19 protein-coding genes are annotated in these 13,663 nt (G+C 61.1%); 13 read left to right on the plus strand and 6 right to left on the minus strand.

The annotated features are described in order from the left end of the window. Positions 1–3: 3 nt before the first annotated feature. The 13 genes from NLM33_RS13915 (at position 4) to NLM33_RS49625 (ending at position 10,258) form a co-directional block, all read left to right on the plus strand. A complete protein-coding gene (locus NLM33_RS13915) occupies positions 4–1,134 on the plus strand; it encodes a phage baseplate assembly protein (protein WP_254096609.1) in 1,131 nt (376 codons plus the stop codon). 10 nt (positions 1,135–1,144) lie between these two features. Further along, on the plus strand, positions 1,145–1,963 hold the full coding sequence (locus NLM33_RS13920; RefSeq protein WP_254096610.1) for a phage baseplate assembly protein: 819 nt from the start codon (positions 1,145–1,147) through the stop codon (positions 1,961–1,963). A 3-nt stretch (positions 1,964–1,966) separates the two neighbouring features. Continuing rightward, positions 1,967–2,485 carry a phage GP46 family protein gene (locus NLM33_RS13925; protein ID WP_254096611.1) on the plus strand — a complete coding sequence of 173 codons (519 nt, stop codon included), beginning with the start codon at positions 1,967–1,969 and terminating at the stop codon, positions 2,483–2,485. Further along, positions 2,482–2,841: a hypothetical protein gene (locus NLM33_RS13930; RefSeq protein ID WP_254096612.1), complete on the plus strand. Its 360-nt coding sequence runs from the start codon at positions 2,482–2,484 to the stop codon at positions 2,839–2,841. The genes NLM33_RS13925 and NLM33_RS13930 overlap by 4 nt, the downstream gene beginning before the upstream one ends. Before the next feature lie 77 nt (positions 2,842–2,918). Next, entirely contained in the window at positions 2,919–4,034 is a 1,116-nt protein-coding gene (locus tag NLM33_RS13935; RefSeq protein ID WP_254096613.1) for a baseplate J/gp47 family protein, read from the plus strand. Continuing rightward, positions 4,035–4,481 carry an endonuclease domain-containing protein gene (locus tag NLM33_RS13940; RefSeq protein ID WP_254096614.1) on the plus strand — a complete coding sequence of 149 codons (447 nt, stop codon included), beginning with the start codon at positions 4,035–4,037 and terminating at the stop codon, positions 4,479–4,481. Then, on the plus strand, positions 4,478–5,239 hold the full coding sequence (locus tag NLM33_RS13945) for a YmfQ family protein (protein ID WP_254096615.1): 762 nt from the start codon (positions 4,478–4,480) through the stop codon (positions 5,237–5,239). Before NLM33_RS13940 ends, NLM33_RS13945 begins: the two co-directional genes overlap by 4 nt. Positions 5,240–5,310: 71 nt before the next feature. Continuing rightward, positions 5,311–6,579, plus strand: a complete 1,269-nt coding sequence (locus NLM33_RS13950; protein WP_254096616.1) for a hypothetical protein — start codon at positions 5,311–5,313, stop codon at positions 6,577–6,579. 11 nt (positions 6,580–6,590) lie between these two features. Beyond that, a complete protein-coding gene (locus NLM33_RS13955; RefSeq protein WP_254096617.1) occupies positions 6,591–7,193 on the plus strand; it encodes a DUF4376 domain-containing protein in 603 nt (200 codons plus the stop codon). Further along, on the plus strand, positions 7,190–7,534 hold the full coding sequence (locus NLM33_RS13960; protein ID WP_254096618.1) for a hypothetical protein: 345 nt from the start codon (positions 7,190–7,192) through the stop codon (positions 7,532–7,534). The genes NLM33_RS13955 and NLM33_RS13960 overlap by 4 nt, the downstream gene beginning before the upstream one ends. A gap of 38 nt (positions 7,535–7,572) precedes the next feature. After that, positions 7,573–9,072: a hypothetical protein gene (locus NLM33_RS49480; protein ID WP_305880486.1), complete on the plus strand. Its 1,500-nt coding sequence runs from the start codon at positions 7,573–7,575 to the stop codon at positions 9,070–9,072. Continuing rightward, a complete protein-coding gene (locus tag NLM33_RS49620; RefSeq protein ID WP_371929943.1) occupies positions 9,072–10,094 on the plus strand; it encodes a hypothetical protein in 1,023 nt (340 codons plus the stop codon). Before NLM33_RS49480 ends, NLM33_RS49620 begins: the two co-directional genes overlap by 1 nt. Next, complete coding sequence (locus NLM33_RS49625; RefSeq protein WP_371929944.1) at positions 10,055–10,258, plus strand: hypothetical protein; 204 nt, start codon at positions 10,055–10,057, stop codon at positions 10,256–10,258. The genes NLM33_RS49620 and NLM33_RS49625 overlap by 40 nt, the downstream gene beginning before the upstream one ends. A gap of 73 nt (positions 10,259–10,331) precedes the next feature. Here the strand turns inward: NLM33_RS49625 and NLM33_RS13975 are convergent, their stop codons facing one another. From NLM33_RS13975 to NLM33_RS14000, 6 genes are all read right to left on the minus strand, one after another. Further along, a complete protein-coding gene (locus NLM33_RS13975; protein WP_254096620.1) occupies positions 10,332–10,823 on the minus strand; it encodes a hypothetical protein in 492 nt (163 codons plus the stop codon). A gap of 127 nt (positions 10,824–10,950) precedes the next feature. Then, a complete protein-coding gene (locus NLM33_RS13980; protein ID WP_254096621.1) occupies positions 10,951–12,288 on the minus strand; it encodes a ParB/RepB/Spo0J family partition protein in 1,338 nt (445 codons plus the stop codon). 116 nt (positions 12,289–12,404) lie between these two features. Continuing rightward, on the minus strand, positions 12,405–12,584 hold the full coding sequence (locus tag NLM33_RS13985; protein WP_254096622.1) for a hypothetical protein: 180 nt from the start codon (positions 12,582–12,584) through the stop codon (positions 12,405–12,407). Then, complete coding sequence (locus NLM33_RS13990) at positions 12,581–12,910, minus strand: hypothetical protein (protein WP_254096623.1); 330 nt, start codon at positions 12,908–12,910, stop codon at positions 12,581–12,583. The genes NLM33_RS13985 and NLM33_RS13990 overlap by 4 nt, the downstream gene beginning before the upstream one ends. Then, the gene (locus NLM33_RS13995; protein ID WP_254096624.1) at positions 12,907–13,353 is read right to left on the minus strand and encodes a hypothetical protein; all 447 of its coding nucleotides are present in this window, start codon (positions 13,351–13,353) and stop codon (positions 12,907–12,909) included. The genes NLM33_RS13990 and NLM33_RS13995 overlap by 4 nt, the downstream gene beginning before the upstream one ends. Continuing rightward, positions 13,350–13,649 carry a hypothetical protein gene (locus tag NLM33_RS14000; RefSeq protein WP_254096625.1) on the minus strand — a complete coding sequence of 100 codons (300 nt, stop codon included), beginning with the start codon at positions 13,647–13,649 and terminating at the stop codon, positions 13,350–13,352. Before NLM33_RS14000 ends, NLM33_RS13995 begins: the two co-directional genes overlap by 4 nt. Positions 13,650–13,663: the final 14 nt, after the last annotated feature.

Consider the following 13,663-nt stretch of genomic DNA (forward strand, 5'->3'; position numbering starts at 1 on the left):
TCGATGCCAAAGCCGCAGGAGACTGCCGTCCTCGTCGTCAACGGGCTCAAGTTCGAGGACTGGGAATTCGTCATGGTCCGGCGCAACTGGGGCGACTCCTACGCTTATTTCCAGTTCAGCGCAGCCGAGCGCGACCCGATCTTCAAGCAAGGCAGTCCATTCCCCGATTGGCAGAAGCTGCAGTTCAAGCCCGGCGATCATTGCAGCGTCTATCTCGCAGGCTTCCTGGCGATCACCGGCTTCATCGAAATCCGCCAGGTCGCCTATGACGCCTTCAGCCATGGCGTGATGCTGGTGGGAAAGAGCTACACCGCAAACGGCGGCAAGAGCAGCGTCGATACCCAGACCGGCAGCTTCGACAACAAGAACCTAGCGCAGATCGCGCAGGAGGTCTGGGCTCCTTACGGCGTCGGCGTCAAGACCATCGGCCAGCTCGATCTGACGCCATTCGACAAGCTGCAGAACAACAAGGGCGAGCCGGTCTGGGACTTCATGGAGCGCATTGCGCGGGATCGCGGGGCGCGGCTGGCGTGCGATGCCTTCGGCAACTTCCTGCTGATCGGCCAGCACACGTCGCCCATCGTCGCCGGTCTGATCGAAGGGAAAAACATCCTGTCGTGCCAGTGCATCATCGACAGCACGATGGTGTTCGAGACCTATGATGTGCACGGCAGCTCGCAGGGCAGCGACGATCACAACGGCACCGACGCGAGCGAGCAAAAGGCGACGGCGAGCACGGGCGTGGGGAACGTCCTCTACAGCAAGCTGATCACGCCGATCGAGGAGTCCGTCAAGTCGCAAGGCGAGATGCAGGCGCGGGCCAACTACGAGAAGATGTGGCACGACGGCACGCACATCCAGGCGACCATTACCGTGCAGGGCTGGCTGCGCGAAGGTGTGACGCTCTGGAGCGAAGGCGAGCACGTCCATGTCTATTCGCCGATGGCGATGCTCGACACTGAGCTCGCCATCCAGCAGGTGATTTTCACCCAGGACGACAAGAAGGGCAGCATCACCGTGCTCAATTGCGTCGATCCCGAGTGGCTGAACGCCCAGCCGAGCTACAGTGTCGGCCCGACCAGCACGTCCAAGCCGCCCAGCATTCCGCCGAACCAATCGGCCAATTCAGTGTGAAGGAACGCACATGCACCGTGCCACACCGCTCAACAGCTCGCTCCGGGGCTATTCCGCTGGCGGTGCGCGCGGCGTCGTCGATCAGGTCGATGACAGCAAGCTGATGCAGGAAATGGGCGGAAACTTCATGGCCAACGAGACGCGCAGCGGCGTCGAGGCCCCGCAGAACTATGGCTTCACCTCGGTCGTCTTCGACGCCGAGAAGGACGCCATGGGCAAGATCAAAGCGAGCGCGGAGCACTTCTCGGCCTTCATCGGCGGCAGCCGCTCGTTCCCGGTCGCTGGTTCGATGGATGATCGCCGCCACCGGCTCTACAAGCTGGAGAAAGGCGACACCGCGATGTTTCGCGGGCGCGGCGACAAGCAGCAGTTCCACCTGTCGCAGGATGGTGGCTTCTGGACCGCGCCGCAGGACAAGACCGTTCGCATGCATTTGCTGCAGGAGGACAGCGAGAGCAACGCAACGATGAACCAGGGCGGCGGCTCCAGCGGCTCGGGCGGCAGCTCGTCAGGCGGCCACGCGGCTGCCCGTGACGCGAGCGGCGGTTCAAGCAGCGGCGGCGGCCAGCAAGGTGGCCAGCAGCAGAACCGAGGACAGCAGGCGCGCTACAAGGACGGCCAGAAGTCGCCGATGTTCGTCGAGGTCACCAAGGACAAGACGCGGATGGGCGGCAACCAGTGTCACCTCGCGCTCGCCGATGGCAAAACGTACCTGCACTGCCACACCGACAAGCAGGTTTATGTCGGCGCGGAGGCAGGCAAGGCATCCTTCGATTACCTGGTCACGCTGTCTGGCCCGTGCGTCAACTCGCTCGGCAAGATCGGGTGAACAATGCCAGCGGGCTACAATGTCCCTGACATCCGGCTCGTCCAGAACAACGTCTTTCCGCAGTATTCCGTCACGGTCGATTGGTCGCTGCTGCCGGATGGCACGCTCGATGATACCCAGGCGCTGGCCACCGCGATCATCGTCGCGCTCGGCACCAACGCGCTCGCTGGCCCGAACGATATCCTGCCCGATCCCGACTCCAGTGATCGCATGGGCTGGTGGGGCGACATGGACGCGCAGGCGATCTGGGGCGGCTGGGATATCGGCTCCAAGCTGTGGCTACTGCGCCGCTCGAAGATCACGCCTGCCCAGGCGCGGCAGGGTTCCACGCTGGTGATGGTCGAGAACTACATCGCCGCTGCGATCCAGCCGTTCGTCGACCGCAAGATTTGCTCGGGCTTCGATGTGTGGGTGACCCGCGTCGACACGCAGCGGATCGATGCCCTGCTGCGCATCTATCGCGGGCCTCTTCCTGAAATCGAGCTTCGCTACGCCGTCCTCTGGGACGCAATGCAAACATGAACAAAGAGAAACGCAGGGCATATCTCAGGCGTTGGGAAGCGGCACATCGGGAAGAGCGAAATAAGCCGCGCGGCAACTACAAAGAGCGTGCGCGGCGATATCGCCAAAGGCATCCTGAGAAGCGGTGCGAGGCTGAGGCACGACGGCGTCGTGATCCAGTAGAACGAGCGGCAGACGCAATCGGCCGCAAAATGCGTCACATCATAAGCGGCAGCTTTCCAAGCGACATCACCGCGCTCGGTTACGATGGCGACGTATTGAGACGCCACATCGCAGCACAATTCCTGCCGGGAATGTCGTGGGCCAACTACGGCGAATGGCACGCCGATCACATCAGGCACGTTCCGCTTGCCTGACGAGATGTTGGAATGCTTCGCGCTATCCAATCTGCGGCCACTCTGGGCCATCGACAACGTCACTCACGGGAAACGAGATGCCCTGGCAGACCCCTTCCTTACGCGCCGTCCGTGAACTGGTCCGCGATGCGGTCAACGCTTCATTGCCTGGAGCGGATGCCAACGTCCCGAACAGCGTGCTGCGGGTTCTCTCGGATAACCAGGGCGCGCTCTGCCACTTGACGCTGCAATATGTCGACTGGCTGTCGCTGCAGCTTCTGCCCGACACCGCCGAGACGGAATGGCTCGATAGGCACGGGCAAATCTGGCTGGTCAACGCGGACGGCTCGACCGGCCGCAAGATGGCGACGCTCGCGATCGGTTCGGCGCAATTCCAGGGCATCATCGACGGCACGGTGGTCCCGGCCGGGACGCAATTGCAGAGCGCGGTCGAGCTGCCGGTCAATTTCAGCTCGCCGAATACGGTGGCGACGTTTGAAACCCTTGAGGACATCACCACGTCGGCGAGCGTGCCGGTCACCGGCAACATCCGGGCGGTCGATGCCGGATCATTCGGCAATCTACCGGACGGATCGGGGCTGTCGCTCAACCCGACGGTCCCTGGCGTCATCAGCACGGCCTTTGCCTACGCTCTGACTGGCGGGACCGACACCGAGACCGACGACGAGCTGCGCGCCAGGATTTTGCAGCGCATCCGCAACCCGCCGATGGGCGGCGCGCAAGCTGACTATGTCTCCTGGGCTTTAGCTGTTCCTGGCGTCACGCGGGCCTGGGCCAATGTCGAGCAAGGCATCGGCACCATGACCGTCCGCTTCATGATGGACGATCTGCGCGCCGACAACGACGGCTTCCCGCTGCCGGAGGACATCGCGACGGTCGGTGCCTACATCGACAAGATGCGGCCCGTCACCGTGAAGGATTGCTTCGTCGCCGCGCCGATCAAGTACTTCCTCGACCTGACCATCGCGGACCTCAACCCGAACACCGACGAGTGCAAGGCCGAGATCGAGGCGCAGCTCAAGGACATGCTGTTCCGGATGGCCGCGCCTGGCCAGACGATCTTCTCGGCGTGGATCAGCGCTGCGATCATGAAGGCTCCGGGCGTGATCTCGCTCGATCTGGTTACCAACAACGACTTCGTCATGCCCAACATCGGCAGCATGGCGGACTTGGGTACAATTCTCTACGAGTAAATGAGCAAGAGCCGCAAGCGTAACCTCGATCGTCAGCGGGAGTGGCGGCGCGCGAATGCGGATAAGGTCCGTGGCTACGACCGCAAGTCGTACCTGAAGCACAAGGAGAAACGCTTGGCAAAATCCGCGCGCTGGAAAGCGGATAATCCAGAGCGCGTTCAAGAATATTCGACACGCAAGGAGCGGTGCGCGCAGCGAACCGCATACCAACGCCGGTTTTATGCAAAGAAGCTTGGCTTTGCCGAATGTGTCGAGTACCCACCGCCACCGACTGATAGCAAATGCGCGATCTGTCACCGAGAGTCGCCGCTTGCCCTCGACCATGACCATGAGACTGGACAATTTCGAGGCTACATATGTCGCGACTGCAATCTGGGGCTTGGCAAGCTGGGCGACAGTATCGAAAGCATTCGGCGCGTGCTTCAGTATCTGGAGCGTAGCCAATGAGCGACCGGCATATCCGCCGTGCCGGAAGTGACTATCGCGATGCCTTCCTCGAATTGTTGCCGCAGGGCCAGGCGTGGCCGAAGCATTCCACTGATAGCGTGCTCTGGCAGGCCTGCGACGGACTGAACAATTACTGGGGCTATGTCGATGGGCGCGCCGCCAATCTCCTGGAGATCGAGAGCGATCCGCGTAAGACCGTTGAGCTGCTGCCAGACTGGGAACGCAACTGGGGCCTGCCTGATCCCTGTTATACCGCGCCGCAGACGATAGCCCAGCGCCAGGCCGCACTCGTCGCGCGCATGACGCTGTACGGCTCGCAGTCGCGAGAGTTCTATATCAACTTCGCGGCTTTCCTCGGCTACACGATCACCATCACCGAATATCGCCCGTTCATGGTCGGCATCGACGCTTGCGGGAATAATCGCGTCTATGGCGACGGCACCTTCATGCAAGATCAGTGGGGCCGCCCGATTCTCACTCCGGACGGCACGCCGCTCCAGAACGGTGAGCTGAGCGAGTGGCCGAACTACGGCCTCGGGCCGCCTGAGAACCGCTATTACTGGACCGTGCACGTCCACCAGGCCGACCTGCACTGGTTCAGGTGCGCATCGGGCCAGTGCGGCGTCGATCCGCATCTGCGCATCGGTCGCGCGCAGGACCTCGAATGCATCCTGGACCGCTGGAAGCCCGCGCACACGCAGATCATCTACGACTACACGGACCTTCATCCTCGCGATCCGATGGAAGGGACGCCCTAGCGATCCAAACATTTTCAATCTGAGAACACAGCGTTCCGCAGGTTTGCGGGACGCCGTGAGAGGACGCGCGCATGCTCTACATCCAGCCCTATGGCGTGAGCGATCCGAACGCGCCCTACATCAACGGCAATCCGGCGACTGGCACGCAGGGCTCAATCCCGCCAGCCGCGTCCATCGAGTATCCGCAGCGCGAGATCGTCAACCTGATCAGTGACGGCGGGCTCGTGCCTGATAACGCCGACCTGAGGCAGCTCGGTCAAGGCGTGCAGGGCGGCAAGCTCAATTACGCGCTCGATGCCGGAACGGCGAATGCCTATCAGGTGACGCTGACCCCGGCACCGACCGCCTTGCGCGCCGGTCTCGTCGTGCGGATGAAGGTCGGCAATGCGCCCACCGGGCCGTCAGTGCTCAACGTCAACGCGCTCGGCGCAAAGCCGATGAAGAAGCGCGGCAATAAGGACATCCAGAGCGGTGACTTCGCCGCTGGTGACGTCATTGAGTTGGTCTATGACGGCACCGTGTTCTTCCTCATCGGCGCAGACAGCGTCACGATGCTGGGCGCATCGCTGGATTACTACGTCGCAACCACCGGCAGCGACACGCTCAACGATGGAAGAACGGCAAGCACCCCGTTCGCGACAATCCAACATGCCATCAATGTAGCTCAGACTTTCAATCTCAACGGCTATAGCGTCACGATCCACGTGGCCAATGGTGTCTACATCGGACAGACCGTTGCTCCGCCGATGAACGGCTCAGGCTCGATCAATATCCTCGGCAACGAGGCGACGCCATCCGGTTGCCAACTCACGTGCAGCACCGGAACGACATTCATTCTTTATGGCAGCGGTTATCTTGTCGCTGGCTTCCAGATCAGCAACACCGGGACGACGGCCGGTACCGGCGATCCGGGCAATTGCCTCTGGTCGCATGGCAACAATGGCGCGGTGACTGTTCGCAACATGCAATGGGGGTCGGCTGTTGCCGCTCAGGTCGCTGCGACTGACGGAGGTACGCTTGGCATTACGGGCAACCACATCATCTCGGGTGGCGCTTCTTGGTTTGCATGGGTGCAAATCAACTCTCTGATCATCTGTGATCCGGTCAATCGACCGACTGTGAATGTCATCAACCCGGTGTCGTACTCCGGACCGTTCATCAATGCGAATTGTCTGGGCGTCTGGGCAAACCAGCTTGGGACAATCACCGGTTATGGGAACGTCAGCGGGAAAAAATACGACGCTGAATTGAATGCCATCATTGCCACTGGCGGTGCTGGCGTCAATCACTTCCCCGGCACTGTGGCAGGTACGACAGGCTCAGGCGGACAGTACGGTTAGGAGCAGTGACGATGGTCATAACCTATAATCCGACCGATTGGTATTGGCTCGCCGACGACGGGCGCATCTTCTCCAGCTCGAAGCAGACCAAGATCGCCTCGGATGAGGCAGACTATGCGGCGTGGAGCGGAATGGGTGGAGTGCCCACGGCGTGGCCGCGCGACATCCAAGGCAACCAGACCGACCGCGCCCTGCAGGAGGTGCTGCAGCCCTACAACATCTTCGTGACGCTGGAAGCCTATGCGGCCTATGTGCGCTGGACGAGCGAAACCCTCAGTCTCGTCATCAATGGCTATGTGGTCGGGACCGACGATAGATCGAAGCTGATGATCATCGGCGCGCGGAACGCGGCAGGGAACGACCCGCAATTCACCACCGATTGGGTGACGGAGGACGGCAGGCTGGTGCCGATCGACGCACGGCAGATGATCGATTTGTCGGATGGCGTGCAAGATCACATTGGGTCCTGCTTCGCGATCTACTCGCAGGTCAAGGCTGGGATCGATAGCGGGGCGATCACGACGCACGAGCAGATCAACGATGCGTTTGTGAACATCCCGCTGTCGAAGAAGCTGGAGAACGTGTTCAAGTCGAAGCCGAAAGGCAAGAAATGACCACGGTCAACATCAGCACCGAAAGCGACGCCGACTTTCGGCGCGCGTTCGTCTACCAGACGGTGGATGGCGCACCGATCGATCTGACCGGCTGGACATTTCACATGATGCTGCGGCCTCACGTCGAGGATGCCACCGTGTCGATGGAATTGACGACCGAGAATGGACGCATCGCCCTGGTCGATGCCGTCAACGGCAAATTTGAATTGGTTGTTCTGCAAGCGGACTTGGAGCAGCTTGCGGCGCACGAGTATCAGCAATCGTTGATTGCGAGCAACTCTGGCGCGCAAATCCGTATCTGGCGCGGGACCTGGGCTCATAGCATGGGACCGTCGCGATGACGGATGTCGTTGTCAGCGCCGACGATGATGTGCTCGTCATGCAGGACGAGGATGACGTTCAAGTCATTCTGGCGGACCCGATCACGATCATCGAAGTGCCAGAGCAAGGCCCGCCCGGTCCGGCAGGTCCGCCCGGTCCTGCGGGTCCGACAGGCGCACCCGGCCCCAAGGGCGACAAGGGCGATCAAGGCGACCAGGGTCCGCAAGGTGACGTAGGTCCGCAAGGACCAAAGGGCGACACGGGTCCTGCTGGTCCTGCTGGCCCTGCTGGTCCTCCCGGTACGAGCGCGTCGGTCTACGTCTCCGATACCGCCCCGGTTGGCGCACCCGACAAGAGCCTGTGGTGGAAGTCCGACACTGGCGTGCTCTATGTGCTGTACAACGATGGCACGAGCACGCAGTGGGTGGTGACCATTCCGTCGCCCGATCTGAGTGCTTACGTCTCGACTGCGGTGCAAGCGCTCGCGGCATCGCAGAAGACGCAGGCGCGCTCCAACATCTATGCCGCGCCGTTCGATGCGCTCGCCTACAACGGCATGCAGCACAACGGTTCGTGCGATGTCAATCAGGTGATTGGCACCGGGTCCACGAGCGGCAATGCTTATCTCGTCGATAGTTGGGCGGTGAACAGCTCAGGCGCTCAGGTCTTGTCCTGCTCCTGCGTTCTCGATGCGCCTCCCGGTTTGCGATCTTCGCTCAAGGTCGCTGTCACGACGGCTAACGCCTCACCTGGATCAGGTGACTGTGCCTTTCTGATCAATCGCATCGAAGGCAATAGAACGATGAAGGCGGGCTTTGGCAAGTCCACCGCCATGCCCCTCACGATTGGGTTCTGGTCGAAGCACCACCGCACTGGACTCTATTCCGGCGTCTATGAGAACGGCGCGTGCAATCGAAGCTTCCCGTTCACCTATAGCCAAAACGTCGCCGACACGTGGCAATTCAACGCGGTGCCGATCACGGGTGACGTTACCGGAACGTGGCCGACCGACAACAGTTTCGGAGCGCAAGTTCGTTTCTGCTTGATGGCCGGAAGCTCGCTGGTTGGCACTCCGAACGCGTGGGCTGCGGCGAACCTCGCTGGAGCGACAGGCACCATCAATGGTGTCGCGGCAACGACTGACACGTTCCAAATTACTGGCTTGATCGTGCTACCCGGACTTGAACTGCCCTCTGCTGATCGCGCCGCCTGCATCATGCGTCCATATGATCAGGAACTTCTGCAAGCCCAGCGATATTTGTGGCTATGGAACGGCAATCAGTATCAACGCGTCGCTGTTGGCATGTGCGACACGGCCACGACCTGCCAGACGGTCATCTGGACGCCAAATATCATGCGAGCCGTGCCTGCTCCGGTGCAAGTCAACATGTCAGCGAATGGCGTCGCGGTGACCAGCATAGGCGTGGTGGGTATCGTCACGACCAATGCGGTGTCTGTTCAATGGAGCGTCGCAAGCGGCCTAGCTGCCGGATCGGTCGGGTCAATTTACTCGAATGTCGCTGGCGGTGGCGCTATGAGCCTTGATGCGAGGTTATGATGGCACTGGACTTCCCCAACACTCCGAGCGTGGGTCAACTCTACCCGTCGCCAGCGGTGGCGGGCGTGCCGGTGTATCGTTGGAGTGGCGTGACGTGGGATGCGCAAAATCTGACAGGTACAGACGCGCCGAGCGACGGTAAGACCTACGGTCGATTGAATGCGGCTTGGTCGCAAGCACTGCCTATTGCTGGTGGCACGTTGACTGGTAACTTGACGATTTCATCCGGCGGTCAACTAATCATCTCTTCGGCCGTTGGCCAGATAACCTTGAACAAGGCATCAGGTAGTGCGGGGACAAATTGCTCGATTGGTGGGTTCACCACAGGGAATGCGCGTTGGGTCATGGAGTTCGGCAATGCTGCATCGGAGAGCGGCAGTAACGTGGGCAGCGACTTCGACATCATCCGTTACAATGATGCCGGCGTCGCCATAGATACGCCGTTCAAGATCACCCGCTCGACTGGTGTCATCACGACTTCGATTGATCTAAAATGCGGTGGTGCCCTTACCGCACTTGGGAACAGCATTGTCGTACAAGCACAAGCCGGTGCCAACGCTAATCTGTTCTTTAATGATGAGACCGGCGCCAACAAGTCCACAATGTACTGGGAGCGTTCTTCCGGGACTTTCCACGTAACGAATGCAACCAAAGACTGGCAGTTTCAATCAGGTGGACAATTTCTAAGCGCTCTCGGTTATGTGTGCAAGCAAGGTTTTAGCGGAGGCTATGGCGGCAACAGTTTCAATCTTTTTTACAATTCCGGGCCGTGTCAACTGTGGATCGACGCGACCAACCTCGGCAACATCAGCGTCACCTCGGACTATCGCACCAAAAAGACGTGGCCGATCTGCGGAGCATGTGGTCGACCGTTAAGAAATTGCGGCCGATCTCATACACGCAGAAGGACTTCACGCCGCCATCGCAATTGGAGTACAACGCCAAGGCTCGTGATGAGGGGCAAGAGGTTGGAACAGCTCCGATGTTCGCGGGTGATGATATCGAGCGTTGGGGTTTCCTAGCCCACGAGCTTCAAGAGGCAATGATTGATAGCGCAGCGAGTTGCCCGAAGGATGCGCCGGATGCGATCCAATCTCCGAACCCGTGGACGATCATCGCGGCTCTGACCAAGACGCTTCAGGAGGCAATGGCCCGCATTGAGATGCTGGAAGCCGCCGCGCGTTGACGCAACGAACCTCCCGGCCTAGGCCCCGCTTCGGCGGGGCCTTTTTTGTGCCCAGCCAGACCCGGCAGCGATGTTAACGGGCCTGCGGCCTTTCGAGCATGTTGATCTGTTCCGCATGGATGCGATCAGAAAACCGGTGCAAGCGACGCTCGGCTTGCAAGATCTGTCCCGCGAACGACTCGGCAAGGTCGTTGATCGTCTCGACCACCATCCACGCGCGGTCGACCTCGGACAGGCTCTCGTAGTCCTTGGCCTGGTACAGCCGCGCGAGTTGCTTCTTTTTCGTCACGATGCGGCTTGCGATCTGCGAGAAGATCGATTTGATCATCGCGCTGCGTTCGGGCGTGTTCACCTCGTAGCCAACGCCGACCCAGTCGATCACGTACGGCTGGCATCCGGCCTCAGTCATTCTCGGATGAACTGCTGACCGGTTGATCTTGACGCGAAGCTGGTTACGCTGGTCGAGATAGCTGCGCCAGGCCGCCGACCGCTTACCTCCAGCTGGGCGCTCGATCAGCTTGTGGGACTCGATCCAGCTGTCGAACTCGTCGGCGTTGAACCTCATTCCGATAGGAAACCGCTTGTAGAACTGGCTGGCGAGGTCGACCTGCGCCTTCCCCCGTCGCGGGTTTGCATCGCCCCAAGGGCATGTTTGGCGTTGCGGACACGACGGAGCTTTGCAACCTGTTTCCTCACTGCAGCTCTCCGACGATCTGCAAGGCTTCGCGTGCATTGTTGATGGCGTTGCGCAATTCGGCGTTGGCAGTGAGCGTCACGCCCGTCGGTGCCCGCTCGCAGTGCGTCTTCAGCTTCTTGGCTTGCGACAGCATGGCGTTCGCCTGCCGTGAGAGCTGGTGCTGAAACTCGGTCGCCTGCCGGGTCCAATCGGACTTCAAGGCGCGGTCGTGTTCGTCGCCGTCAACCCGCCGCTGCTTCACCCGGATGTCATGCACCATGTAGGCGATGCGCTCGCTGATGAACCGGGCAGTGACGTCGATCTGGTTCTTATAGGCGATCTCGACCAGCTCGCGCGCGAGAGCTGCCTGATTGCTGACCGGCAGCAACGACGCGACATTCGGCGCGGTGACGGCCTTGCGGAAGGCTTCCAACAATCCGGCCTGATCGAGCACTTTCGCCACGCCTGCGAGATCGAACGTGATCGGCGTGCTGACACTCGTGTTGCGAGCGCTTCGTGCGACATTGGTGGCTTTCTGCGCCTGGCTGTGCTGCTTCGCACGCTGGGTAGCAGCCTTTCCTTTGGCGTTCGCCTTGGCCTTGGCCGCCTCGGCTGCTTCCCGCTCGCGCCTGGCCTTCGCCTTGTTAGCTTCGTCGGCAGCGGCCTTGGCCTTAGCGGCGGCAGCTTGACGGCGCGCTTCGGCAGCTGCGGCCTCACGCTCAGCTTCCGCCCGCTCGCGCTCGGCCGTTTCCAGCTCTGCGACGGCGGCGGCGTTCTCGTCTTCGACCTCGGTCGCGACTTCGTCGATGATCCGGGCATAGTCGCCGGAGGATTTCAGGACGGCCAGTTGCTGACGGACGGTGTGTTCGTTGATGTCGGGTACATTCTGGAGAAATTCGGTGATGATTGGCTCGCCGATGCCTTTGGCGCTGGCGATGTTGCCTTGCAGCTTGTCGAGGTCGTGGTTTCTCGCGAAATCACGAGAAACCCCTCCCGTCATGATCTGCTTTGCCAGATAGCGCAGTGCCGCCGCCACGGTGCCGACCTGCGCCGTGCCTGATTGTCCGCGCTGCGTTGCGTTCTCCCTCGCGTAGATGCGGATCATGCCGACCATGTCGATGTCGCCGACGAACAGATCGGCGCTCTTGATGCCAGCCTTGAGGGCTTCGGCTACCCGGTGGTGCCCCGCAGCGATCTCCAGCTCGCCGTTCTCGTTCTTGCGCAGGACCACGCCGCCCCAGAACCCATCCTGCCGGATCGACTTCTCTAGATTGACGACGACGTCGGGTGCCATCGGATCGACCTTGAAATCGCGGGCCGGATTAGGCTTCAACTGATCGAGCTTAACGAGCATCACACTCCCTTTCGAAACGTCCGTGGCCGCCGCTTAGCGGGGCTTTTTTTGTGTCTTGAACCAGACTGGCAGCGTCGAAGGCCCTGGGTGCCCTATCGGGAATTCCCGAGACGCGGTCATCCCCGCTCATTCGTTCCCTCCCGCGCGGCGTCACACAACATGGAAAGGATTTCGGCGGCCTTGCGCCGGGCGATCTTCTGCCGCTTGATCATGCCCTCGTGGGTCACATAGCGGGTGAAGGCGTTCGTATCGATGATGCGAGCGGCTTGCTCGATGATCTCGTCTTTGGTCGTCATTTCTTCGACCTCGGCTCGATCAGCTGCCGGAACGCATCCCGTCCTTCTTCGCTCTCGGCCCACGCCTCGGACTCCTCCGGGCTCGCGTCGAAGTCCCCATTGATGTGCCGCTTTCGCACAGCCTCGATGGCCTGGGCCCGCTTCTGATCGTTGAACGACAGCGCGACCTGGGCTGCCACGCGGAGGTCCTTTTCCAGCTCCATCTCGGGAAGATCGAGCGGGGAAAGGAAATCGTGATAGAAGCCGGTCGCCGCGCGCTCGGCCATCTCGTGCAGCCCGACCTCGCGCAATGCGCCAGCCAGCTTGTCCTTGGTGTGCTCGGTCATGAAGGCTCCAGCTCAACGAAGTTGATGGCGACGCGACCGGGCTCGTATTCCTCGACCCACACGCGATAGGGACGGCTCGGCGGATATCCAGAGAAGCCGAACGCCTCCAGCACCATCTTGGCGGCGTGCTCATTCGGGACCTTGCCGGGAACGCGCGAGGAGATTGAGAGATGCCGGAACAGTCCGGAGGCCTGCTCCTCGAACGAGATCGCGGCGACGTAGGACCCGAGCTGCACGGGATAGCTCGGATATTCCCTGCGGAGCGCCTCGATGCGGTCAGGGTCCGGCCGCTCGCCGAGCTTCAGCGTATTGGTCGGATGGTCTCGGTCGTCGACAATGATCTGCCGCATCTTTTCCCAGGGCATCGGCTTGGCCAGCGCCGACCGGATCGCCTTAGCGATCTCGGCCCGCTCGTTTTCGCCGATAATGAGTACGCCGCTCATTGCATCGTCTCCCCATCGGGTCCGATTTCCATGATCTCGGCGCGCTGGGACAGCTTGATCAGCTTGATCGTCTTGCCGCTCATCGCCGCGATCCAGCGCGCCCAGGGGAGACACAGTTTCAGCCGCTCCTCGTCGGCGGCGATCAGCGGGATCAGCGTGCCGGGTCCCATCAACGGCGCGGCGCAGAGACCTTCACCGGTCTCGTCGCTGGAGATGAAGGCCCAGACAGCGTCGATGCGCCTCAACTCGTTCGGCGGGGAATGCACTTCGGGATCGTCGTCGCGCGGATCAGACATAGCTGGGCCTCCTC

The sequence above is a fragment of the Bradyrhizobium sp. CCGUVB1N3 genome (assembly GCF_024199925.1).
Taxonomy (GTDB): Bacteria; Pseudomonadota; Alphaproteobacteria; order Rhizobiales; family Xanthobacteraceae; genus Bradyrhizobium.

Excerpts from the sequence above, each read along its gene's own strand:
- NLM33_RS13980 (WP_254096621.1), bottom strand. The coding sequence starts at position 12,288 with ATGCTCGTTAAGCTCGATCAGTTGAAGCCTAATCCGGCCCGCGATTTC.
- NLM33_RS13930 (WP_254096612.1), top strand. The coding sequence starts at position 2,482 with ATGAACAAAGAGAAACGCAGGGCATATCTCAGGCGTTGGGAAGCGGCA.
- NLM33_RS13950 (WP_254096616.1), top strand. The coding sequence starts at position 5,311 with ATGCTCTACATCCAGCCCTATGGCGTGAGCGATCCGAACGCGCCCTAC.
- NLM33_RS49625 (WP_371929944.1), top strand. The coding sequence starts at position 10,055 with ATGTTCGCGGGTGATGATATCGAGCGTTGGGGTTTCCTAGCCCACGAG.
- NLM33_RS13960 (WP_254096618.1), top strand. The coding sequence starts at position 7,190 with ATGACCACGGTCAACATCAGCACCGAAAGCGACGCCGACTTTCGGCGC.
- NLM33_RS49480 (WP_305880486.1), top strand. The coding sequence starts at position 7,573 with ATGCAGGACGAGGATGACGTTCAAGTCATTCTGGCGGACCCGATCACG.
- NLM33_RS13990 (WP_254096623.1), bottom strand. The coding sequence starts at position 12,910 with ATGACCGAGCACACCAAGGACAAGCTGGCTGGCGCATTGCGCGAGGTC.
- NLM33_RS49620 (WP_371929943.1), top strand. The coding sequence starts at position 9,072 with ATGGCACTGGACTTCCCCAACACTCCGAGCGTGGGTCAACTCTACCCG.
- NLM33_RS13955 (WP_254096617.1), top strand. The coding sequence starts at position 6,591 with ATGGTCATAACCTATAATCCGACCGATTGGTATTGGCTCGCCGACGAC.
- NLM33_RS13985 (WP_254096622.1), bottom strand. The coding sequence starts at position 12,584 with ATGACGACCAAAGACGAGATCATCGAGCAAGCCGCTCGCATCATCGAT.
- NLM33_RS13920 (WP_254096610.1), top strand. The coding sequence starts at position 1,145 with ATGCACCGTGCCACACCGCTCAACAGCTCGCTCCGGGGCTATTCCGCT.
- NLM33_RS13925 (WP_254096611.1), top strand. The coding sequence starts at position 1,967 with ATGCCAGCGGGCTACAATGTCCCTGACATCCGGCTCGTCCAGAACAAC.
- NLM33_RS13915 (WP_254096609.1), top strand. The coding sequence starts at position 4 with ATGCCAAAGCCGCAGGAGACTGCCGTCCTCGTCGTCAACGGGCTCAAG.
- NLM33_RS13940 (WP_254096614.1), top strand. The coding sequence starts at position 4,035 with ATGAGCAAGAGCCGCAAGCGTAACCTCGATCGTCAGCGGGAGTGGCGG.
- NLM33_RS13975 (WP_254096620.1), bottom strand. The coding sequence starts at position 10,823 with ATGAGGTTCAACGCCGACGAGTTCGACAGCTGGATCGAGTCCCACAAG.
- NLM33_RS13935 (WP_254096613.1), top strand. The coding sequence starts at position 2,919 with ATGCCCTGGCAGACCCCTTCCTTACGCGCCGTCCGTGAACTGGTCCGC.
- NLM33_RS14000 (WP_254096625.1), bottom strand. The coding sequence starts at position 13,649 with ATGTCTGATCCGCGCGACGACGATCCCGAAGTGCATTCCCCGCCGAAC.
- NLM33_RS13945 (WP_254096615.1), top strand. The coding sequence starts at position 4,478 with ATGAGCGACCGGCATATCCGCCGTGCCGGAAGTGACTATCGCGATGCC.
- NLM33_RS13995 (WP_254096624.1), bottom strand. The coding sequence starts at position 13,353 with ATGAGCGGCGTACTCATTATCGGCGAAAACGAGCGGGCCGAGATCGCT.